The 23,542-nt window shown below is 36.9% G+C and carries 21 protein-coding genes and 1 pseudogene; 16 read left to right on the forward strand and 6 right to left on the reverse strand.

Features of this window, described 5'->3' with window-relative positions:
- Positions 1-66: 66 nt before the first annotated feature.
- Positions 67-276 (forward strand): cold-inducible protein YdjO-related protein, encoded by a 210-nt coding sequence (locus MKZ18_RS09760; RefSeq protein WP_025908450.1) that lies wholly within the window; start codon positions 67-69, stop codon positions 274-276.
- Positions 277-315: 39 nt separating this feature from the next.
- On the opposite strand, the gene MKZ18_RS21085 is transcribed toward MKZ18_RS09760, so the two are convergent.
- Both MKZ18_RS21085 and MKZ18_RS09765 read right to left on the reverse strand, forming a co-directional pair.
- Entirely contained in the window at positions 316-426 is a 111-nt protein-coding gene (locus tag MKZ18_RS21085) for an LPXTG cell wall anchor domain-containing protein (RefSeq protein ID WP_224840172.1), read from the reverse strand.
- Positions 427-549: 123 nt separating this feature from the next.
- Positions 550-1,530, reverse strand: a complete 981-nt coding sequence (locus MKZ18_RS09765) for a LysM peptidoglycan-binding and 3D domain-containing protein (protein ID WP_083686486.1) — start codon at positions 1,528-1,530, stop codon at positions 550-552.
- 314 nt (positions 1,531-1,844) lie between these two features.
- Here MKZ18_RS09765 and MKZ18_RS09770 point away from each other — a divergent pair, with 314 nt between their 5' ends.
- From MKZ18_RS09770 to MKZ18_RS09780, 3 genes are all read left to right on the forward strand, one after another.
- Positions 1,845-4,373, forward strand: a complete 2,529-nt coding sequence (locus MKZ18_RS09770) for an AAA domain-containing protein (protein WP_078989806.1) — start codon at positions 1,845-1,847, stop codon at positions 4,371-4,373.
- A gap of 127 nt (positions 4,374-4,500) precedes the next feature.
- A complete protein-coding gene (locus MKZ18_RS09775) occupies positions 4,501-4,941 on the forward strand; it encodes a cobalamin B12-binding domain-containing protein (protein ID WP_445677366.1) in 441 nt (146 codons plus the stop codon).
- The gene (locus tag MKZ18_RS09780; protein WP_340842540.1) at positions 4,928-5,221 is read left to right on the forward strand and encodes a hypothetical protein; all 294 of its coding nucleotides are present in this window, start codon (positions 4,928-4,930) and stop codon (positions 5,219-5,221) included. Before MKZ18_RS09775 ends, MKZ18_RS09780 begins: the two co-directional genes overlap by 14 nt.
- Here MKZ18_RS09780 and MKZ18_RS09785 read toward each other — a convergent pair.
- The gene (locus MKZ18_RS09785; protein ID WP_260864996.1) at positions 5,209-5,346 is read right to left on the reverse strand and encodes a hypothetical protein; all 138 of its coding nucleotides are present in this window, start codon (positions 5,344-5,346) and stop codon (positions 5,209-5,211) included. The genes MKZ18_RS09780 and MKZ18_RS09785 overlap by 13 nt on opposite strands.
- The gene (locus tag MKZ18_RS09790) at positions 5,343-5,957 is read right to left on the reverse strand and encodes a chemotaxis protein CheB (protein ID WP_144594339.1); all 615 of its coding nucleotides are present in this window, start codon (positions 5,955-5,957) and stop codon (positions 5,343-5,345) included. The genes MKZ18_RS09785 and MKZ18_RS09790 overlap by 4 nt, the downstream gene beginning before the upstream one ends.
- 534 nt (positions 5,958-6,491) lie before the next feature.
- On the opposite strand from MKZ18_RS09790, the gene proC reads away from it, so the two are divergent.
- From proC to MKZ18_RS09830, 8 genes are all read left to right on the forward strand, one after another.
- The gene (gene proC, locus MKZ18_RS09795; protein WP_035320203.1) at positions 6,492-7,334 is read left to right on the forward strand and encodes a pyrroline-5-carboxylate reductase; all 843 of its coding nucleotides are present in this window, start codon (positions 6,492-6,494) and stop codon (positions 7,332-7,334) included.
- Between the two features lie 83 nt (positions 7,335-7,417).
- Positions 7,418-8,524, forward strand: coding sequence for a glutamate 5-kinase (proB, locus tag MKZ18_RS09800; protein ID WP_025908443.1), 1,107 nt, complete (start codon positions 7,418-7,420; stop codon positions 8,522-8,524).
- Positions 8,525-8,623: 99 nt separating this feature from the next.
- Entirely contained in the window at positions 8,624-9,886 is a 1,263-nt protein-coding gene (locus MKZ18_RS09805; protein WP_144594337.1) for a glutamate-5-semialdehyde dehydrogenase, read from the forward strand.
- Between the two features lie 357 nt (positions 9,887-10,243).
- The gene (locus MKZ18_RS09810; protein ID WP_025908441.1) at positions 10,244-10,441 is read left to right on the forward strand and encodes a cold-shock protein; all 198 of its coding nucleotides are present in this window, start codon (positions 10,244-10,246) and stop codon (positions 10,439-10,441) included.
- A gap of 216 nt (positions 10,442-10,657) precedes the next feature.
- The gene (locus MKZ18_RS09815) at positions 10,658-11,125 is read left to right on the forward strand and encodes a hypothetical protein (protein ID WP_061786098.1); all 468 of its coding nucleotides are present in this window, start codon (positions 10,658-10,660) and stop codon (positions 11,123-11,125) included.
- Positions 11,113-11,415, forward strand: a complete 303-nt coding sequence (locus tag MKZ18_RS09820) for a YxcD family protein (protein ID WP_025908439.1) — start codon at positions 11,113-11,115, stop codon at positions 11,413-11,415. The genes MKZ18_RS09815 and MKZ18_RS09820 overlap by 13 nt, the downstream gene beginning before the upstream one ends.
- Positions 11,416-11,423: 8 nt before the next feature.
- Positions 11,424-11,639, forward strand: a complete 216-nt coding sequence (locus MKZ18_RS09825) for a DUF2164 domain-containing protein (RefSeq protein ID WP_224840170.1) — start codon at positions 11,424-11,426, stop codon at positions 11,637-11,639.
- A gap of 154 nt (positions 11,640-11,793) precedes the next feature.
- The gene (locus MKZ18_RS09830) at positions 11,794-13,371 is read left to right on the forward strand and encodes an IS1182 family transposase (RefSeq protein ID WP_138116520.1); all 1,578 of its coding nucleotides are present in this window, start codon (positions 11,794-11,796) and stop codon (positions 13,369-13,371) included.
- 102 nt (positions 13,372-13,473) lie between these two features.
- Here the strand turns inward: MKZ18_RS09830 and MKZ18_RS09835 are convergent, their stop codons facing one another.
- Positions 13,474-15,642, reverse strand: coding sequence for an MMPL family transporter (locus MKZ18_RS09835; protein WP_061786097.1), 2,169 nt, complete (start codon positions 15,640-15,642; stop codon positions 13,474-13,476).
- 177 nt (positions 15,643-15,819) lie between these two features.
- Here MKZ18_RS09835 and MKZ18_RS09840 point away from each other — a divergent pair, with 177 nt between their 5' ends.
- The gene (locus tag MKZ18_RS09840; protein WP_035320542.1) at positions 15,820-16,665 is read left to right on the forward strand and encodes a dimethylarginine dimethylaminohydrolase family protein; all 846 of its coding nucleotides are present in this window, start codon (positions 15,820-15,822) and stop codon (positions 16,663-16,665) included.
- A 67-nt stretch (positions 16,666-16,732) separates the two neighbouring features.
- Positions 16,733-17,584 carry a YihY/virulence factor BrkB family protein gene (locus MKZ18_RS09845; protein ID WP_061786096.1) on the forward strand — a complete coding sequence of 284 codons (852 nt, stop codon included), beginning with the start codon at positions 16,733-16,735 and terminating at the stop codon, positions 17,582-17,584.
- Between the two features lie 303 nt (positions 17,585-17,887).
- Here the strand turns inward: MKZ18_RS09845 and MKZ18_RS09850 are convergent, their stop codons facing one another.
- Positions 17,888-18,169: a hypothetical protein gene (locus tag MKZ18_RS09850; protein ID WP_062686287.1), complete on the reverse strand. Its 282-nt coding sequence runs from the start codon at positions 18,167-18,169 to the stop codon at positions 17,888-17,890.
- A gap of 238 nt (positions 18,170-18,407) precedes the next feature.
- Here MKZ18_RS09850 and MKZ18_RS09855 point away from each other — a divergent pair, with 238 nt between their 5' ends.
- Positions 18,408-19,295: a helix-turn-helix domain-containing protein gene (locus MKZ18_RS09855; RefSeq protein WP_061786626.1), complete on the forward strand. Its 888-nt coding sequence runs from the start codon at positions 18,408-18,410 to the stop codon at positions 19,293-19,295.
- Positions 19,296-19,783: 488 nt separating this feature from the next.
- Positions 19,784-23,427: pseudogene (locus MKZ18_RS09860) on the forward strand (bifunctional 2',3'-cyclic-nucleotide 2'-phosphodiesterase/3'-nucleotidase).
- The last annotated feature ends 115 nt before the right edge of the window (positions 23,428-23,542 follow it).

Consider the following 23,542-nt stretch of genomic DNA (forward strand, 5'->3'; position numbering starts at 1 on the left):
TTGTCAAAATACCTTAAATAAAAAAGCGCTTTTTCCATATACTAAGAAAAAAAGGGAGCTGTGCTCATGTATTTTGCGAAAAAAGGTATGGAAGAACAGGTTACTCAGATGATGGATACAAATGTTTATGCATGCCAGTCTGACTCGTGTAACGGATGGATGAGAGAAGATTTTGTGACGTCAGATTATAATTGCCCAATGTGTGGAAATGAAATGTCTCAAGAAGTAAGAGAGCTACCTAAAATCAAGAAGGATTTTCAATTTTATAATCGTTAAACAAAGAGCGTTTAAAAAAGAAGCTACAATAGCTTCTTTTTACTTTTTATTATGTTTGCGGCGTCTTTTAAAATAAAAGTAAAGGCCTCCTAATAATAAAACAACTAATAATAATACGCTCGTTGGAAAATATAAGGTGCCAATATTCATAGTGATAACCTCCAGTATAGCAATCTAAATGGTTGAAACGTCTACGTTGTTGTCTTAGAATTCCTATTCCCTTTAAGGTGAGGATTAAACACTAAAATAAAAAAGAAGCCCCGTAGGCTTCTTTTAGTTTAATACTTTAACTGTAACTGTTTTACGGCCCCACTTCATCGCGTCGCTTTGAGATGGAATAAAAACGTCAATACGATTCCCTTTAATAGCACCACCCGTATCGCCTGCAATTGCTTCTCCGTATCCATCTACGTATACGCGTGACCCAAGAGGAATAATAGATGGATCAACAGCAATTACTTTTTGATTTGGATTTGCACGTAGGTCAATTCCTGTCTTTGTAATACCACTACAGCCAGTACAAAAAGCTGTGTAAGCCGTAGCAACAACCTGAAATTCTTTTTTTACTTCTTGATTTTCAGAAGGGTTTGGTGTTTGTGGCTTAGAAGATACGGGATTCGATACCTCAGGGGCAGCTGGTGCTGGAGCAACAGATCCATTTACTTTAAGCGTTTGATTAATGTAAATTGTGTTTGCTGATAAGCCGTTTAGCTGCTGTAATGTTGAAACTGAAATACCATGCCTTTGGGCAATGCTCCACAACGTATCTCCTGGCTTCACTTTATATGTACTAGTAGGAGCCTGTTGTTGGGGTTGCTCTATTTTTTCATCGGGTGGTGCTGTTACAGCGCTGGCCCCATTTACAGTTAGCACTTGGTTAACGTAAATAATATTGGATGATAAGTTATTATACTGTTTTAGTTGCTCAACTGATAAACCATGAGATTTTGCAATGCGATAAAGCGTATCACCTGATTGAACTTTATATGTATTTTGGGATGTAGAAGATGTTGGTGATGCTGTATGCGTATCAGCTGAACTACTAATATGTAAGGTTTGATTTGTATAAATAATAGTGGATGATAAGTTATTCCATGCTTGTAAGTCTTTCACCGATACATTATATTTTTTTGAAATGCTATAAAGCGTGTCGCCCGATTGAACTTTATAAGTTTCCGCGTCTGCTGATGCCATGCCTGCAATTCCCATTGAAACAAGTGCCGTTGCACCAAGTGAAAAAATATGCTTTTTCATTCTTTTTTCTCCTTTGTGACTATGAATTTATTACCATTCTATCAACCTTATGTAACAGGAATGTTTCAATAGTATAGATAGTTTGTTACAAAAAGGAAAATAAAGAAGAATACTTGTGTGATTTTTGTCGTTATTTGTAGATAAATAGTCCTATTCATACTTAATGGTAGAAAAAACTATGAAAGTTGTGTCGGATTTTATGCCTGCATAAAGTGTTGGAACATGCTAGAATAGAAAAGTTGTAGAGAACGGAATAAATGAGTTGGAGGTGAAAGGCACTGTTAGAAAAAAGGTTGTGACAGTGCTTAACTCAATTGAAAAAAACAGTTTCACAGTATTTAAAAGAGTGGGTTCGGGCTTTATCAATTGAAATTAGCCACTTGAAGAAAGAAGGGGGAAAAAAAGAGCAGCTAGTTAACGGGGAATACGTAGGACGATATGGAGAAGCTTTTGTGTACCGTTTTCAGATGGTACGCTTTTTTAACGTAATCGATGGAACTAGCATGCGCGTAAAGGTTCAGGATGCAGAGCTTGATGGCGAGATTTTAGCTCATGAAAAACACGAGGTATATGTAAAGGTAGGGGTTTATTTAGGTTCTGATGTTCCTATTTTATACTTATTTAACGAACCATGGGAACTTTTACAAGCATTGATTGACCGGTTAGAAGAACTGAAAGACTATAAGAAAAAGCGTGCTAGAGTTAAACGCTTAATGACGGGTACGGCGAAGGTGAATCATGAAGAATACAAAATGAAAAACGATCTTCATGAAATCTTACTGAGAGCTCATCATAATCAAACAACGTATTTATGGGGACCTCCGGGAACAGGAAAAACATACACGCTATCACGCATTATTAATAGCATGTACCGGAAGAAAAAGCGCGTATTGGTAGTGTCGCATAGCAATGCAGCTGTTGACGTATTAATGAACGAGGCGTTAGTACGTATTGAAGCTAAGCACAAGTGGAAAAAAGGAGAGGTTGTACGCTACGGGACTATGGCAAATGAGGAGCTTCAAACAAAACTTTCTACGACTCTATTAGTTGAACACGAGCATCCAGATCTTGCGAGAAAAGAGAAGGATTTACAAGAACAATATGTACGTTTAACGAGATATCCTTCTAAAGAGCGTGAGATTCAACAAGTTAAAAAGAAGCTCAATAGCGTGAAACAAGAGATGGCTGAGCTTGAAAAAGAGCTAGTGCAAAAAGCAGTCATTATTGGCACAACATTAACTAAAGTGGCAACGGATGCATCCGTTTATGAAAAAGAATATGATGTAGTAATTGTAGATGAAGTGAGCATGGCTTATACGCCACAAGTGGCTTTAGCTGCTTCGTTAGGTAAACACATTGTTGTTTGTGGAGATTTTAAGCAGCTTCCAGCCGTTTCTCAATCAAAGCATGCGTATGTGCAAGAAGCGTTAGGGCGTGATGTATTTGAGCAATCAGGAATTGCTGCACAAATCCATGAAGGAAACTGGCATCCACATTTAGTGATATTAAAGCAACAGCGTCGTATGCACCCAAATATTTCAGCGTTTACAAACGCTCATGTATATGGTGGTAAAGTAAGCGACCATGCATCTGTAGTACAAAGAGAAGCGATTGCTCAACTAAAACCGTTTGTAGACAAAGCCCTTGTGCTGATGAATACAAGCGGTATTAAGACATTTGCTCAAAAAGAAAAAAATGGGGGATCTCGGTATAATTTAGTATCTGCTTTTATTTCAAGTAGCTTGCTTATTCGCGCATTTAAAAGTGGAATTACATCATTAGGCTATGTTACCCCATACCGAGCACAAGCGCAGCTTGTAAGAGATCTAGTAAAAGGAGTGATTCCTGAGGAGCATATTCTTGCTGCAACAGTTCATAAGTTTCAAGGTTCTGAAAAAGATCTTATGATTTTTGATACAGTTGATAGTCATCCTTTTTCAAAGCCAGGTATACTTCTTATAAATGAATTAGCGGACCGTCTCATAAACGTAGCAATTACAAGAGCAAAAGGAAAATTTATTATGATAGGTGACCTGCCTTACTTAACTAAACGTTTGCCTAACGAGAGATTGCTTTTTAAGCTACTTCAATATATGAAGGAACGAAATGCTATCTATCAACCGAATGAATATTTAAAAGAAATGATTCAAGATAAGCAGTTAATTTGGCATAAAGGAATCGATGTCCACAAGATAGTAATGGATATTAAACGTGCGAAAAATAAATTATTTATCGTGTTGCCTACTACAAAAGAATGGCCGAATAGGCTTTGGGAAGCGATTAATGAGTTTCGGGGAACGGTTACAATTTTGACAAAAGAACCAAGAAGGCTTAAGGTCAAAGAAGGAGTTGAAATTATACCTTCTCACTTTCCTTTTTTTATCTTTGCGATGGATGAGAAAAGTTTGTGGTGTAGTAACGAAATTAATGAGGGGAATTCTATTTCTTTAACCGTTCGCATTGAGCACTCAGACTTTGTCCAAATGTTTTTAAGTTATGTTGATATGACGCCCGTTTCCAGTCATTTAAAGCAGGAATGGCTACAGGTAAATAAGGCAGGATATTCATTGGCAGACTACTTAAATATATGGGATCGATGTTCGGAATGTTATAGCGTTCGAGACGCTGAAGTGACAGTAAAAGGAAAAATTCGGTTTGTTTGTCATCACTGCGGGAATACGGGGGGTATAACGAGAAAAATTTTCCAAGATTATTTAAGACATGTAAATGCTGAATGTAAAGCCTGTAAGAAAAAGGTTGAAGTTGCGTTTCGAGAAGGTGTCTACGCTTACTGTCCGTCATGTGAAAAAGAGGCTTTACCAAAAGATTTGCTCTCTATCTAGAAGAGAAAGGATGTGTTCATTTTGGACAACCACGCCCCCGTAGTATTAGCAAAATCACTTGTTGAAGGGAAGATACAAAAAAAGTTGGTTGATTGTGGGTTCATATATAGAAAATGGTTCGTCCCTAGTGGATACTTATCGTCTAATCAGTACCATGTATCAGATTGGGCAATGGTGGCAAGAGAATAAAATTTCAGTTGCTGATGAACATTTGGCTACGGCAACATGTGATTATATAATTGCTCGACTACAGTTTACCGTGAATAAAGAAAAGCTGCCAAGCAAGCGTGCTTTGCTTTTTTGTGTCGAAGGAGAAGGACACTATATTGGCCTGAAAATGTTGGCGTCTTTGCTTGAAGAATATAGGTGGGAAGTGAAAAATTTAGGAGCTAATCTTCCTTTACCATACGCTATTAACAGCATTGAAAAGTGGAAGCCAGAAGTTGTTGGAATATCTATTTCACAGGTACATTTGTTGCCAAGCTTAAAGCAATACATTAACGAAATAGAAAGTTTAACCTATTCACCTACTGCGTTAGTAGGGGGGGAGGTTATTGCAACATTATGATTTAACTGGATACGGTTCAACACAAACCGTATTTATTAACGAGATTGAACAATTTGAGCAGTGGCTGTTTGAAAACGCACTGAAGCAGTCTCTTGTATCGGGGGGGAATATGACGTCATTATCGCTTGAAGCTATTCCCGTTCCGTTATTTATTGTGGATAAAAGTGGACAAATCATTGATTTTACACCAAGCGTGACCAAAATGTTTTTACCAGTTAGCGATATAGCCGACATAATTGATAAAGACAGTATTGGATTTACTAACGATTATTCATCCTGATGTAATTGAAGCTGAAAAAGCTGAGTACTTCGATTTAAACCCAGCTGCTTTGTATAAAAATCGTATACGTGCATACCAAACATTTCTTTAAAATCAACTTTATATTCTGTGAATTTTTGATTCATGTATTTAATTTGACCTTTATGGTCCGTAATAAAGATACTTGTTGGGCTATGGGCAACAGCAAATGAAGTAATTGCGAGCTCTTCATTTTACGAATGTTTTTTTTCACTTGGTAAGAATTGTACTTTGTTGGTTCAAAGTACTGATTGATTTGTTCTTCAATTAATGAAAAAGCTTCTTTATCTCGCAAGAATTGTGTTACGACAATTAATAAATCACGCTGAAGATCAACAATTTCAACAGGATGATCATTTAAATAATCTCGGTAATCTTCCAACGTCTCACATGGAGTCTCTATTACAGAGCCTTTCAAGGTGACAAAGTAGTGAGGAGCAGCTAAGTAAACGGTATTTTCTTGTAATGTCATACCGTTTTCGATTTGAACAATATTCATATTGGTTTTTTTTGCTAAAAGCTCGGGCATAAAACTTTTATATTTTGACGATAAGTGTTGAATAACAATGAAAGCCATGCCGTTTGAAGAAGGCATATTCGCAAAGAACTGTTCAATTGCTTCTAGGCCACCAGCCGAAGCCCCAATCCCTACGACATGTATGGCTTTTGGGTTGTGTATTTCAGATAATGAGATGGTAGAAAGCGTTTTGTTCTTCATATTGTGATCTCCAAGTTCCGGTGAGATTCTGCTTTCTATATGTAAGGAGTGAATTTTACCGATGATAGTTTAAATATATTAATTAATGGTCAGCGAAAGTTTTCTTCATCTGTCACTGAGTAGAAAATCAATCATTATTTACAAACTGAAATTCCACTTGAAAATTCTTAAATACGGTAAATAAAGAAAAAAATTCTAAAATATCCATATACGTATTTTAACAAATCTCACAAGCTGTTCCCATCCCGTTTCGTAAAATTCTTTATAAATAGTATGTAACATCCAAATAAAACATTTTCCTTAAAATAAAAACTATAAACATTAATACAGCGAAAAGAGTCGATTTTTTGGGGATTTTCTAATAGAGAAATTTGTTGAAAAATATTTTTGTATCCGGTTTCATTTCTTTTGTACTATGTGCTGACAGCGTTATTTTTACCTTGTCGACAGGTTGACAGCCATTTTGAGCATGTTACGATAGTTACCGTTGAGAGAACGCGAACAAAAATACGAACATTTGACAGGGGAGATTTGATGATCAAAACAAAAAAGATTGCTTTTCTAGGTGCAGGATCAATGGCAGAAGCAATGATTTCTGGTATGATTCATTCTAATATTGTTCCAGCGAAAAATATTGTGGTAACAAATCGCAGCAATAAAGAACGCCTTTTAGAATTGGAAAACAAATACGGTGTTCAAACTAGTAAAAGAGTTGATTTAGACACAACAGATATTGACGTGTTCATCTTAGCAATGAAACCAAAAGATGCTGAGCAAGCATTATCCTCTTTAAAACCCAATATAACTAAAGATCAAGTTGTTTTATCAGTGCTAGCTGGTATTTCAACAGCCTTTATGGAAGATCTATTGCATGAAGAACAACAAGTTGTTCGAGTGATGCCAAATACCTCAAGTATGATTCAACAATCTGCTACAGCAATATCTCCAGGACAATATACAGCAATGGATTCAGTCATTTTAACAAAAGAGCTGCTATCGTCAATTGGTCAAGTTTACGTTATTGATGAAAAACAAATGGATATTTTCACGGGCATTGCCGGTAGTGGACCAGCGTACTTTTATTTCTTAATGGAGCATATTGAAAAAGCAGCCAAAGAAGAAGGATTAGATCCAGAAGTAGCCAGAGCAATTGGAGCCCAAACCATATACGGTGCGGCAAGAATGATGATGGAGCGTGACGAAACGCCAACAGAGCTTCGTGAAAACGTAACGTCTCCAAATGGCACAACGGCAGCAGGCTTGAAAGCCCTTGAAGAACATGGTGGCGGAACGGCAATTATGCGCGCGGTAAAAGGAGCATCAGACCGTTCAAAAGAAATGAGTGAACAGCTTGAAAAGGTATCCAACGAAGCATAAACCATAACTTCATATTCTTCGTTACTATCCTCATATTTATAAATCAATAAAACAAAAGAAATGAATTAACTAGGAGTGATTTGATGAGTCCCGATGGCAAGAAGCGGGTTGTAATTAAGATTGGCAGCAGTTCTTTAACAAGTTCACACGGTGAGATTAGCCGAAAGAAATTGGAGAGGCTTGTTGACCAAGTAGTCGAGTTGAAAGATCAAGGTCATGAGGTACTGCTTGTTTCATCCGGTGCAGTAGCGGCAGGTTACAGAAAGCTTGGTTGTTTAGAAAGACCTAGCTCATTACCTGAAAAACAAGCGGCCGCATCCATTGGCCAAGGACTTTTAATGGAAGCATACTCCGAGCTGTTCTTATCTCATGGCTACGTCGCGTCACAAATTTTAATTACACGAGATGATTTCTCTGACGAAAGCAGATATAACAATGCACGTAATACCATTAACGTACTGTTAGAACGAGGAATTGTACCGATTGTCAATGAAAATGATACGGTGACTATTAATCGTCTAAAGTTTGGAGATAATGATACGCTATCTGCTAAAGTTGCAGGGTTAGTTGATTCAGATTTACTTATCATCCTATCTGATATTGACGGATTATATAGCGCAGATCCTCGTGAAAATCCAGATGCGGAGCTATTATCACACGTATCTGAAATTACGCCAGAAATTGAAGAAGGTGCTGGAGACTCTGGAAGCTCAGTTGGCACAGGTGGTATGCGCTCAAAAATTGATGCGTTTAAAATTTCAATGGCTTCAGGAATTCCTTCATTCCTAGGAAAAGCAGGCGTTCCAAACATTTTAACAGAAGCGGTGTTGGGTGAAGCATTTGGAACGTATTTCGAAGCAGGAGAAGACGCTGTTAACTTAAGTCAAAAAGAACAGTGGATTGCGTTTAACTCAGGGCCTGAAGGGGAAATAGTAATTAAAGACGAAGCAAAAACGGCGATTGTGGAAGAAAAGAAGCCGCTGCTACGAGAACACATTAAGTTTATAAAAGGTCACTTTGAAGAAGACTCCGTTGTTCGAATCTTAGATGTTGATGAGCAAGAGCTTGCATTAGGTGTTTCGAATTATTCTTCAGAAGAATTAGCTCAAAACCAAGAAATGAATGAACCCGTTGTTGACAGTGAAGGAATGGTTTGTCACGTCGAAATTCCGATTCCGGTAGGCCTTTAATTAAACAATCGAAGAACGACAAATCTATGGTATAATGATGTAACAAAAATAATCATAATATTAAAAAAAATATTGTAAATCTTATCCAGGAGTGATTTTGTGGTACAGGTAAAGGAAGATATTTCGGTTAAGCAACAAGCGGTGTTAGCTAAAAAAGGTGCAAAGCAGCTTAGTCTATTAACAACAGAACAAAAAAACAAAGCGCTTTTAACAATTGCAGATGTACTTGAAGAGCACACGGATAACATTTTAAAAGCAAATGAAAAAGATTTAGAAAATGGAAAAGAAAAAGGCTTTGATGATGCGCTAATGGATCGTTTAGCATTATCTGTTGAACGTGTAAAAGATTTTGCAGATGGACTAAGGCAGGTATCGAAGCTTGATGATCCAACAGGAGATATTTTAACAGAGTGGACGCTTGAAAATGGTTTAAATGTTAAACAAGTTCGCGTTCCACTTGGAGTAATTGGAATGATTTACGAAGCGAGACCAAACGTAACGGTTGATGCTACAGGTCTTGCGTTAAAATCAGGTAATGCGATTGTGTTAAAAGGTGGTTCTTCTGCAATTCATTCCAACAAAGCGATTGTCGAAGTCATGCATAAAGCATTAGATAAAACAGAAATTCCTAAAGAAGCTGTCCAATTTATTGCGAGTACAAATCGTGAAGCAACGCAGCAGCTCTTCACGATGAAAGAGCATATTGACGTATTAATTCCACGCGGCGGTGCATCATTGATTCAGGCTGTTGTAAATAATGCGACGGTTCCTGTATTAGAAACAGGAGTAGGGAATTGTCATCTTTATATTGATGAACACGCAGATGTTGAAAAAGCTATTTCGATTCTAATCAATGCTAAAACGGATCGCCCAGCAGTATGTAACGCAGCTGAAACGGTATTAGTTCATGAAAAGTGGCTTGAGCAAAACAGCGACCGTTTAATTCAAGCGTTTAAAGACTTTAATATTGAAGTGTTTGGTGACGAGCGCACACTTGCTACAATTCCTGGTGCCAAAGAAGCAAAAGAAGCAGATTGGGCAGAGGAATATTTACGCCTTGCAATTGCGATGAAGGTTGTTTCAAACGTAGATGAAGCAATTGAACACATTGAAGTATATGGCACGAAGCATTCAGAGGCTGTGATTACAGAAGATGAAAATGTTGTGAAAAAGTTTATGGCGTTAGTAGATGCAGCAGCTCTTTATCATAATGCTTCGACTCGCTTTACAGACGGTGGAGCGCTTGGTTTTGGAGCGGAAATTGGAATTTCAACTCAAAAACTTCATGCAAGAGGACCAATGGGCTTGCCGGCACTAACAACAATTAAATATGTAATGAGCGGAAATGGTCAAGTACGCTAATATCATAAAAATAATTATGTAAAGAAACTCAGCAGAGATGCTGAGTTTCTTTTGTGCAATGAATAAAATATAGTTGTCAAATTCCTAAAAATATAGTATTATTGAATTTTTTTCTAAACTCTGCTATAATAAAAACACGTAATTTTTTTACTATTGTATCCTCATTTAAGCGTATATGCTTTATGTTAAACATACGCTTATAATCTTATAATAAAACTCCATCTTTGATTCGTTTCTCTCATGATAATATTAAATTCTTCAAGATAGGTCATTTACCGATATGCTCCATTTTAATAAACTCATGATGATACCCATATGAAGACGGATAATAGATTACTTTAAAAGGAGATTATGTCTATGTATAACCGAAAAAATGTTGAACCAGCTGTAATTGAAGAAACTAAAGTATGGGAATGTACGTCAGATAGTTGTAAGTGTTGGGTTCGCGATAACTTTAAGAGCGGTGACCAACCAACGTGCCCGCTTTGTAAAAGTGAAATGCAACAAGCAACGAAAGAGTTACAGGTTATTCACAATCCAAAAGTAATTGACTAATAAAATACGAGGTTTGTAGAAGCTGCTCATATTCTTTGCAACATGGATATAAGCAGCTTTTTTGATTAAGTAGGTAACCAATCATAAGATTGTGAACGTTTTTGGGCAATTACTTCATTTTTATATAAAAAAATGAAACCTTTTGATACGATGAAACGTAGTACAAGTTACGTAGAAAATTTTACGTATGTAACTAATAGTAGGGGGCAAAAATTCATGTTAAAAAAAGTATTAGCAGCTTGTGTAACGCTTACGATTATGTTTTCACCAATAGGTGGAGCATTGGTTCAAGATAGCTCAACCATTGTAAGTGCAAAAGGTTATAAATCAGGAAAGCGTTCTTTTGATAGCGGAAACAGCAATCAACCAAGCATGTTTAAGAACAACAATAATACAAACAGCAATTCTTCTGTAAATCAAAAGAACAACACAACAAATAACTCAAAATCAACGAACACAGCAAGTACTAACCGTGGTGGTTTAATGAAAGGACTATTATTCGGTGGACTTGCAGGATTACTATTTGGTAGTATGTTAGGAAATTTAGGTGCATTAGGTCCAGTAATCGGCTTCTTAATTAATGCATTAGCAATTGTAGCTCTTATTTTAATCGTCATTCGACTATTTCAAAGCATTAAACGTAACAAGCGTAAAGAACAGGAAGTGAACTCTTGGAGAAACTAAAAATCTCGGAACAGGACATTATCAATGCAATGTGTCTGTATATTGCTGATAAAAAGCAGGTGCAGCCTCAGGAAGTTGAGGTCGAATTGATGTATGATGACGACTATGGCTTTTCAGCTGAGTCATACGTAAATGATCGAAAGCAGGTCCATATTACGTTAAATATCATTGAGGCACTGCGCTTGTGGTTAGATACGCAGATGAACATTGATCCATTCTCAACAGGTTTAGAATTAGAGTTAGATGACGAAGAAGGCATCATTGCTTACGCAACGGTAAGACAAGGATGAGCAAGTCTTTGACAATATCAAAAGAAAAAAAGAAAGTATTAATTGAAGAAATTCAAACGTATTTTTTAAATGAACGTGATGAAGAAATTGGAGAGTTAGCAGCGGGCTTACTGCTTGATTTCTTCATTGATAAAATAGCTGTCGAGTTCTATAACTTAGGCGTTGAAGATTCATATCGTTATATGAGTGATCGCTTAGAGGATTTGTTTGCTATCCAAAAATGAGGCTGGGACAAAACCCTCCTCTGAACCGAAAAAGCCGGTGAAATTTTACGACGAGTAAAATTTCACCGGCTTTGTTTATTTTTACATTAAAATAAGGACCACTTCTGATAAAATAAAGTTACCATACAAAATCTTATCGGAAAGAAGGGTCCTTATGTTTAAAGATTATAACATGAATCAAGTGGTTTTGCCTTTAGATTTAGAAATAAAATTACAAGAAAATGATATTGCCTTCGCCGTTCACCATCTCGTTGAACATATTCCAGATGAAGCCTTTGCCGGCTTCTTACAGAAAACGGGGTGTCCTGCTTACCATCCACGCATGATGATGAAAATCATTTTATGTGCCTACACACAGTCAGTTTTTTCAGGAAGAAAAATTGAAGCGCTTCTCAAAGATAGTATACGTATGATGTGGCTAGCTCAAGGTTACGAACCGAGCTATCGGACAATCAATCGATTTCGTGTTCACCCAGAAGTTCAAGTGCTTCTTCGTGAGTGCTTTGTCCAGTTTCGATGTCAGCTTATTCAAGAGAACGAGATTGATAATGAAGCAATCTTCATTGATGGAACGAAGATTGAAGCAAATGCCAATAAGTTCACATTTGTCTGGCGCAAATCAATCGAAAAGTATAGTGCGAGCCTCTTGGAGAAATCAACCCAGCTGTATGACGAACTAGTAGAAAGAGAAATTATTCCACAGATCGAACGAGAAAGTTCGGACGAACTTTCTGTTGAAGAATTATCTCTAATCACTAAAAAATTAGAAGAAAAGGTTGAAGAGTTGACAAAAGAAATTGAAGCAAGTGAAGATGCCGATGAACGAAAACAACTGCGATCAAGCAGAAAAGAACCGAAGAAAGCGTATAAGCAATTTCAAGACTTTGTGAAACGTAAGTTAAAGTATGAAAAAGACATGGAGATTTTTAACGAACGGAATAGTTATTCAAAAACAGATCATGATGCCACGTTTATGCGTATGAAGGATGACTACATGAAGAATGGCCAACTGAAGGCGGGGTATAATGTGCAAATTGCGACAGAAGGTCAATATACACTTGCTTACGATGTCTTTTCAAATCCAACGGACACACGAACACTTTGTCCGTTTCTTGACGCAATTGAACATCACTACTTCGAACTCCCAGACTATATTGTCGCAGATGCGGGATATGGAAGTGAAGAGAATTACCTCGATGTGCAGAACAGAAAGCGTACGCCTCTTATCACATATAGTATGTATCGAAAAGAGAAGAAAAAACGCGTTAAGAATGACCCATTTCAGACAGCGAATTGGGATTATCATGAAGAAGATGATTCCTTTACTTGTCCCAACGGGAATAAGTTGACGTTTCGTTACAAATCGCATCGCACAGACCGTTACGGATTTACAAGGTTATTCAATGTGTACGAATGTGAAGACTGTTCAGGTTGTCCTTTTCGTTCACAATGTACGAAGGCGAAGGAAGGAAAGAACCGAAGAATCCATTATAACGAAAAGTGGGAACAACAAAAGAAAAGCATTCAACAGCTGCTTTCAGAAGAAAAAACGGGTAAAATCTACGGAAAACGTAAGATTGACGTAGAACCAGTTTTTGGATATCTGAAGGCTAATTTGCGTTTCACTCGAATGTCCGTAAGAGGCAAAGAGAACGTGAAAAACGAATTAGGGTTTGCGTTCATGGCGGTGAATGTACGAAAGTACATCGCCTCCAGCGTAAAATGTGCATAGACCAATCAAACAGATCAACAAAAAAGGGTTCTCATCATCAAAATGCGATGATGAGAACCCTTTTTCATTATTTTTGGCTAGTTATGTCCCAGCCTCATTTTTTTATTTATTTAGCTGTGTGTTTGCTTTGGTAGTTTTTTTACCAAAAAACCACCAGTTTGCATTGCCTAATAACTTCATAAGAGAAGGGACAAGCAGCATCCGAACAACCGTAGCATCAATAAAGATAGCAAGCGCGATACCAACGCCCATTTGTTTGACAGGTGTAATGCCAGTAAACGCAAATGCACCTGTAATCACAATCATAATGAGAGCGGCACTTGTAATAATTTTACTAGTTGAAGCTAACCCTTCAACAGTTGCTAAGTTATTATCGCCTGTTTGTTCATACACTTCATGAATGCGTGAAATTAAGAATACCTCATAATCCATACTTAATCCAAATACTAGTCCAAACACAAATACGGGAAGGACTAAGGCAATATTAGACTCTGTTAAGCCGAAATGTCCCCCTTGGAAAAGCCAAACAAGCAATCCGAAAGTAGCTGTTAAGCTTAAAATGTTCATAATAATTGCTTTCAGTGGAATTAAGACAGAACGAAAGGCAATCATAAGGATTAAATACGTAGATACCAGAACTAACAATAAGCCGTAAGGAGCTTTTTCATATATTTCATCAAAAATTTCTTGCTCAAACTTTGGATATCCTCCTACATACAGTTCAAGATCACCTGGTGTTTTAGCAGCCCACGTCTTTACAAATTCTTTTGCTTCGTTGGAACTTTGTTTTGTATCCAATGTTACTTTTACAAGCATATAATCATTATTTACAAATGACTCAACCGCTGGCTTAGTTTGAGTCTCTAACTGTTGGTTGTTCAATAGTTGGCTAAGTTCTTTCCCTGAATCTACTTTTAATGCAGTAGGTAAAGAGTCAACCTTACTGACCAAATTATCATCTTCTATTTGATGAATAAACGGTACGGCATCATTTAGAGAACCTTGTGCTAACATATCACCATTGCTTTTTAACACAAAGAAGACATCGGTGGTTGTTTCGTCCGTAAAACGCTCATTGTAAACTTCTAAAGCCTTTTTTGAATCATAGTTATCTGGCAGGGCTTCAGAAGATGGGATTTCCAGCTGCATATCTTTAATAGGAAGAAGTGCTGTTAACAAAATAACAAGGGAGACGAGCGTCATAATGACCGGTCGTTTCATTACAAAATGAGCAAAAGAACGCCATTTTGATTGACCCGATTGATCATTTGTGCGCAGGATACGCAAGCGATTTACTTTTTCGCCAAGCATTGCTAAAATAGCTGGCAGTAATGTAACCGCTGATAAGACAGCTACAAATACAACCGCCATACCTCCTAACGCTACGTTTTGGAAAATGTCTACTTGTATGAATAACATTCCAGCAAGCCCAATAAATACGCAAAATCCGGAGAAAATGACCGAGCGCCCAGCAGTTTGAATGGTCTTTTTCACAGCGTTTTCTACGCTGTTATGTACGAGCTCTTCTTTAAAACGATTAATAAATAGAAGGGCAAAATCAATACTTAAAGCTAATCCAATCATCGGTACAACATTTAAGATAAAGATTGACAATGGTGTCACATGATGAAAGAAATAGACAATTCCCATTGTGGTAATAACCGTCACGATACCAATAATTAAAGGAATGCCAGCTGCAATAACGCCACCAAAAGCAAGTAATAAAACAATGAGTGCTACAGGGATTCCAATTGCTTCAGCTTTTGCTAAATCTTTTTGGCTAGCTGTATTCATATCCTGAACAATAACAGGTTCGCCTGTTAGCTTCACTCTAATTTCATCATTTTCAATTGGAATATCTTGAAGCTCATTAATTTCATTATCTAAATCGACAGCTGCTTTGTTGAAGTGAATAATGCCATACGCAAAGTTGCCATCAATTGTACTACTATCTAGAGAAGGAGCGTCAATCTTTAACACATAGTCCTTTGTATTAATTTTCTCTAAGTAATTGCTTGCGCTCTTAATAAGCTCTTCATATGAGACGTCATCTTTCTTTTCAAACAAAACAATCGCTTGAGATTCGCTGACGTCAAATTCATCAACAAGAAGCTGTTGGGTTTGTTTAAATTCACCCTCCATCTCAAAGCCGTTACCTCCCAAAACAGATGGGAGTTTCAGAGCAAAATAACCAAATGTAACAATCAAAACAAGCCACATAGCTAGAAAAAGTTTACGATATCGATATAAAATTGTAGATAGCTTTTCCATAATAACCTCCGTTTCTATATAACTACTAGCCTATTTTATAACAAACAATGATACAAATAGAAGTTATTTGGCACTTTTAGTAGCAAATTAATTGCTGGTTGTAAGAAATAAAAACTTGTTTATTTTCTTCATAAAAAAGGAACACTACACTATACAATTATTTGGGTAGGTGTTTTGATGAATCTAGAAAAATCCTCCGTTTGTCAAACGGAATACGGCATTTTAAAAGAAGTAATTGTTTGTCCTCCTACATATATGGAAATTAAAGAAATAATTAATGAAACACAAAAGCATTATGCTGGAGAAAATATTGATGAAACCAAAGCTAGTAAGCAGCATAAAACATTTGTAGAGTACCTTCGTACACAAGGAATTAACGTCATTGAGCTAAAAGCAGACAAAAGGTTTCCAGAACAAGTGTTTACACGAGACATTGGATATGTACTTGGCCACGCGGTTCTTGTTTCCAAAATGGGAAGCGATATTCGTGAAGGTGAAGAAGCTTATTTGACAGAATGGTTGAACAATCATAACCTATCTTATTATCAAGTAAAGGGTGACTCAATTGAAGGCGGCGATGTAATTATCGATGGAAAAGACATTTACATTGGCGTGAGTGGGAGAACGACCACGGAGGCTATTAAGCAGGTCCAAGAACAACTTCCGCATATGAATGTTATACCCATTCCTATTAAAGACGGTTATTTGCACTTGGATTGCGTTTTCAATATTATTTCTAAAACAGAAGCGTTAATTTATCCCGAGGCTCTTGATAAAAGGGAAATAGCATTATTAAAAGAACGATTTGACTTAATTGAAGTAACCGAAAAAGAGCAGTTTACATTGGGGACGAACGTATTTTCAATTGGGAATAAAACGCTTATTAGTTTACCTGTAAATAATCAAGTAAATGAAACCCTTCGTATGAGAGGGTTTGAAGTGGTTGAAATTGATATTTCTGAGATTATTAAATCAGGAGGATCGTTTCGATGTTGTACGCTACCTCTTCAAAGAGAAGAATAGAAAAAGGATTAAAGAAGAGGAAAATCGGGAATTAAAGAGTTGAGTAAGTGAAGGAATGGGGGATTCAATGCAAGGAATCGTAGGTTTTGTAAAAAAACTAATAACTGAAATTAAAGAAGATAATGCAACTGGGCTTGCGGCAGAACAAGCGTATTATTACATGCTTTCGCTGTTTCCGATGCTAATTTTACTGTTATCCATCATACCTTATTTATCCCTTGATGCAAACGATGCGATAAAGGTGTTAGAAAGTGCTATGCCAGCTGAAACAGCAGATATATTTAAAGAAAATGTTGTTCAGTTTATTAATAACCCAAATGGTGGCTTATTAACAATCGGTATTTTAGGAACAATTTGGTCAGCATCAAATGGAATGAACGCATTTATGCGAGCGATGAATGAAGCGTATAATGTAAAAGAAACTCGCTCGTTTATAAAAGTGCGTGGCTTATCGATACTGCTAACAATTGGATTGATTTTAACACTTGTAATTGCACTTATTTTACCTGTATTTGGCGGTGTTATTTTAAAAGCTTTAGTAAGCTGGGGGCTGCCAACTAGCTTTGGGACATTTTTAAGCGTTTTAAGATGGATTGTAGCGATCACAATTATGATTGCTGTGTTATCTATGTTATACCGATTAGCGCCGAATAAAAAGTTTCCTTTTGCACACGTATGGCCTGGTGCTGTGGCAGCAACGCTTCTGTGGCAGCTCACGTCTCTTGGCTTTTCATTTTATGTCAGTAATTTTGGTAACTATTCAGCTACTTATGGAAGCTTAGGAGGCGTCATTGTGCTAATGCTATGGTTATTCTTAACGGGATTAATTCTGGTAATTGGCGGTGAGATTAACGCTATATATCATCAAGATCGAACGATTTCTCCTGTTACAAAAAATGACGAAATAACGGTTAATTAGGAAAAGAGTTTGGGACATAACAAAATGATGGCTTCTAAAAGACGAACACTAGCTGTTCCCATCTCTTTGATTTGTCTCAACACGTTCGTTCCATTGCGCTACGGCCACTCGCTTTCCGCGGGGAGGAACCTGAGCTTCCTCGCTGCGCTGCGGGATCTCCGTTTTCCCTCTCTTTCCCGCAGGAGTCGAGTGTCCTACGCTCCATTCCGCCCTGTTTCCAAACTAGTTTTTCCCAATCAACCAAAAAACCTGAACGATTAAAAGTTATGAACTCTCAATCGTTCAGGTATAGTAGAGGCTGAACTACTTATGTCTCAGTCTCTTTTTAACTACTTTTTTACACGTATCGATTGTATATAAGAATGCTGCTTGTTTATAAGCAATATCATTTATTATGACAGCCTGAGTTTCTGATAACTGATTTGATTGGTATTGTATAGAAGAGATGCCCTGTTGAATCGTTTCATTTGCTGTCGTCATTTGATCCATAGTTGGCGTAATTTCTTTTTTAAAGGAAATTACGCGATAAATGAAAAAGCAAGCAGAGACAATTATAAGTGCAAGGCTTAAGTAAATAATAATCAAAATTTTCAACTCCTTAAGTAACAGTTGTTTTATGAATAAAATACCCTCATTTTTTGTTTTTAAACGAGGAGTATATATCATGCTTAATCTCAGTGTAAAGCTATGAATATTGCTTTTTGTTTGGAATTATTTTCTTGTTTCTGTTGATTCAAAAATGAATAAAATGGTACAATAGACTTATAAAATATGATAGAACGTTGTTTAAACAGGTTTTATTGATAATAAATAAGGTGATTTCTTGAACGACAGACAGCATGTAGGAAAACTTATTCAAAATCTAAGAAATATAGCCAAGTTATCTCAAGAAGAACTTTCTGACGGGATATGTTCCAAAGAAGAACTTGATTTGTATGAAACAGGAGCAAAAGCAATTCAGGGTGACATTTTATATAAAATATCAAAGCGTCTAGGCGTATCTATGAATTATTTTTTTGAAGTAGGAGAGTTAACTCCTAATGACTATTCCAAAGAAATTAAAGAGACCATTCGCTATTATATTCGCAAGAGAAATTATGAAATGGTGTTGCATGTAGTAAACAAAGAAAAGAAAAACCCGATGTTTCAAGATCCGTTTCATGCTCAGTTCTTTTTATGGCACGAAGCGATTTGTGATTATTATATTCATCACTCTTTTCCAACAGCTCTAGAAAAATTAGAGCGAGCTATTTCGTTTACTCGCACAAGTGAACATTTTTATTCTGAAAAAGAAATTGCAATCTTGAACAGCATTGCCATCATTTATGAGGAAGAAGGAGATTTGAAAAAAGCATTTAGTGCGTATATGGAAGCTCTACAACATATTACGCTTCTTCCTAAATTAAAAGATCCGCTTGTAAAAATTCGCATTCTCTATGGACTTTCAAAAGCGCTGTGTGATATGGAGCGTTATGAAAAGTCAATTAAGTACGGAAGACTTGGTCTAGAGCTCTGTGTAAAGCATGAAACTCTATATTTATTGGGAGAGCTACATTATCAGGTAGGTGAGTCCTTATATAAAATTGGCAAAAGTGAAGAAGGGCTATCCTGTCTCCAAAAATCGATTCACATATTTGAAATTGAAGAAAACGAACGATTTGTTTCGTTAGTAGAGCAAGAAATACAGCTTTTACAAGCAGATTTTAAATAGCTATAAATGAAAAAGAGGACCTAAAATAAAACATTAGGTTCTCTTTTTTATCTGCATAATGAAAAATAAGTAAAAATAACTAGTTGATGGAAGGCAATCTAACCAGATAGATTTTAAGTTGTTGCTTTTTTAATATAGTTATTTAAGAGTTTTGTTATTCTTTTTGGAATATAAAACCCCAATAGACCATAAAATTTTTTGGTTTGTCGAAGAAGCTAATATTTTTGTAGGATTTTAGATTTTTCTGTAGTTTGTCAGAGAGTATGACAGAGTTAAGGGTATATGGATAGGTTTTCTAACAAAAAATCCGAAAAATAAAATGATTTAAAATACCTATCATTTCCCCTTTTATTTCCAAAATGTAGGTATGTTAACGACGTGTAAAAGATTATTTACGAACAAGTCAAAAAATTTACAACTTATTTAAAATCTTTTCTGCTATACTATTTTTGAACAGTCTACTAATCTACTTGAAAGGTGAATGATACATGAAAAAGGGTAAACACAACAAAGCGAAAAAAATATTATCAACCTCTTTGGCGTTATCGTTATTATCAATGCCTCTTGTAACAACAACTGTATCTGCTTCTAGTAATCATGAGAACCACCAGAATTCATCTGAAAAAAAGAGAAGCATCCAGGAAAGAAAGATTCAATTGTCAAAATGCGCTTAATGGAAACAACTGATATTCATACGAATCTATTAAACTATGATTATTACAAAGATGCTCCTTATGAAAAAGTAGGATTAGTGAAGACGGCTTCGCTTGTTAAGCAAGCGCGCAGCGAAGTGAAAAACAGTTTATTAGTTGATAATGGTGATTTAATTCAAGGGACACCGTTAGGTACATATAAAGCGACGGTAAAACCACTTAAAAAAGGTGAAGTTCATCCTGTCTTTAAAGCAATGAACGAAATGGACTATGATGTTGCGACTCTAGGAAATCATGAATTTAACTACGGCTTAGATTATTTGGAAGAAGCTTATAATGACGCTGACTTTCCTTATATTAACGCCAACGTATATATTGACGATCACGATAACAATCCTAAAAATGATAAAAATAAATTTACTCCTTACAAAATTGTGAATAAAAAAGTTGTGGATGAGAACGGAAAGAAGCACGTTATTAAAGTAGGTTTTATCGGCTTTGTCCCTCCACAAATTAATGAGTGGGATAAAGCAAAGCTAGATGGTAAAGTCATTACGAAAGATATTGTAGACACAGCGAACAAGTTTGTACCAGAAATGAAGAAAAAGGGAGCGGATGTTGTCATTGCCCTTGCTCATTCTGGATTTAGCAGCAACAAAGATAACTCCGAAGATACGATTTATGCCCTAAGTGAAGTAAAAGGCATCGATGCGATTACGTTCTCTCATACGCATAAAGTGTTCCCGGCAAAAACAGAAGCAGCGCTTGATGGTCTATTCTTAGACGTAAATAAAAAGCCGCTTCCAGGCGTAGATAATGCAAAAGGAACAATTAACGGTGTGCCAGCTGTACAAGCAGGGTACGGCGGAGGTTCTCTCGGCTTAATTGACCTGTCTTTAGAAAAGAAAAAGGGCAAGTGGTCTGTTATAAACTCACAGTCTTCAACAAGAGAGATTTATAAAGATGTAAAAGATCCACAAACAGGAAAAACAGTAACGCAAAGCACGGTGGAATCTGATAAAAAGATTTTAAAAGCGATTCAAAAAGATCATATGAACACAGTGAACTACGTAAATACGCCAATCGGTAAAACAACGGATGATATTCACAGCTACTTTGCGCTGGTTCAAGATGACCCATCTATTCAAGTTGTAACAAATGCTCAAAAGTGGTACGCAGAAAAATATATTGCGGACAATAAGCCGGAATACAAAGACCTTCCAATTCTATCAGTTGGTGCTCCGTTTAAAGCGGGTCGAAATGGCGTAAATGAATTTACAGAGATTAAAAAAGGCGACTTAACTATTCGCAGTGCGGGCGATTTGTATTTGTATGACAACACGTTGAAAGCAGTCAAAGTAAAAGGTTCAGTTGTGAAAGAATGGATTGAAATGTCAGCTGGAAAGTTTAATCAAATTACGCCAGGGAAATCGGAAGAGCAAGAACTTTTAAATCCTTCCTTCCCTGTATACAACTTCGACGTAATTGATGGGGTTCAGTATCAAATTGATGTAACAAAGCCAGCTAAATACGATGGGAATGGTAATGTTATTAACGCAAATTCAAGCCGTGTTACGAACTTAACCTATAATGGCAAGCCAATCGATTTAAACCAAGAGTTTATCGTTGTAACGAACAACTACCGTGCAAGTGGAGGAGGAAACTTCCCAGGTCTTAAAGGTAGCGAGCTAGTGGTAGATTCAGCGGATGAAAATCGTCAAATCTTAATGGATTATATTACAGAACAAAAAGAAATTACGCCAACTGCTGACAACAATTGGTCTATCGCACCGATTAAAGGAGAAGCAAATGTTACCTTTACATCATCTCCAAAAGGAGAAAGCTATGTAAAAGAAGGTAGCAACATTTCTTACACAAATAAAACAAATGACCAAGGGTTTGGAATCTTTAAACTGAACTTAAGCGGTGGAACTTCAACAGATCCGGTTAAGGTTCAGCTATTAGGCATGAACGATCTTCACGGTCAGTTAGATACGGATACAAAATTAACCCTAAATGGACAAAGTGTTCTTGCTGGTAGCATGGAGTACACGGCAGCGGCAATGAAACAGCGTGAAAAAGAAAATGAAAACACGCTTTTAGTTCATTCAGGAGATATGATTGGTGGAAGCCCACTTATTTCAGCTTTATTCCAAGATGAGCCAACGGTTGAAGTAATGGAAGCGATGGGCTTTGATGTAGGTACGCTTGGTAACCATGAGTTTGATGAAGGGATTTCTGAGCTACACCGCATGATCAAAGGTGGAGATCATCCAAAAGGCAATCCAGGATACGATGGTATGAATTTTCCTGTTGTGGCAGCTAACGCATATGATACGTCAACAAATAAACTAATTACCGATCCGTACGCAGTTAAAGAAGTAGGTGGCCAAAAGATTGGCTTTATCGGAGTTGTGACGCAAGAAACTCCTTCAATGATTGTTCAAAAAGGAAACGAAACGTTAAAAATTACTGATGAAGCAGAGGCGATTAACAAGTATACAAAAGAGCTCAAAGACCAAGGTGTGAAAGCAATCGCTGTGCTAGCTCATAACCCTTCTGTACAAAATGGAAGAACAGATGCTTTTGATGCTGCTGATATTGCAGAAAAGGTAGATGACGAAGTAGACGTAATTTTTGCTGCTCATAACCATGCAAAAGTCAATCAAGTCGTTGACAATAAATTAATCGTTCAAGCGTATTCATACGGCTCTGCGTTTTCGGATGTAGACATTGAAATCGACCCTGCAACAGGAGACATTAGTAAGAAACAAGCAGAAGTTGTGACTGTATACCAAAAGGACTATACACCAGACCCTGCGGTTTCCGCTATCTTAAACAAGTATGAAGAAAAAACGGCTCCAATCAAAGCAGAAGTTGTTGGTGAATCATTAACAACATTACCTAAAGGATACCCGACAAACGGTGAAGTGGGAGACGTTGCGTTAGGCAATTTACTAGCTGATGGAATGAAGTACGCAATGAATTCTGACTTTGCTTTAATGAACGGTGGCGGTGTGCGTGCTCAGCTTGATGCCGGTGAAGTGACGTTTGGTGACTTGTTCTCCATTCAACCGTTTGGAAATGTCTTAAACAAAGTGACCCTTTCAGGCGCTGATCTTGAAACGGTATTAAATAATCAAATTGCAGCTTCTGGACTTGATTTTCATGTTGCGGGCTTCCATTACACATGGGATCCAGCTACGCTAAAAGTAGTTGATTTAACTTTACCTGATGGAACGCCTTTAGATCCATCTAGAGAGTATACGGTTGTTGTCAATAACTATATGTATGGCAATACAAAATATGGAATCGGCGAACTATCAAAAGATATGGAAGTTGGTCCTGAAGATTTAGAAGCTACGATTGCTTATGTAAAGACGCTTCAGCAACCATTTGATTACAAGGTAGAAGGTCGCATTCAGCAAGCAGTTGTGGGTGCGAACAGTCAGCCAACGGAATTAAAGAAAGCTCAATAATAACATGTTTTATGTAAAAGGAACGTTCAATTGTGAACGTTCCTTTTGTTATATAGGCAAATCTGTTCTCTACGTTTCGTGAATATGCCATAATGATAGGTACTGATGAATAAGT

Source organism: Priestia sp. FSL W8-0001 (assembly GCF_038050335.1).
Classification (GTDB): domain Bacteria; phylum Bacillota; class Bacilli; order Bacillales; family Bacillaceae_H; genus Priestia; species Priestia flexa.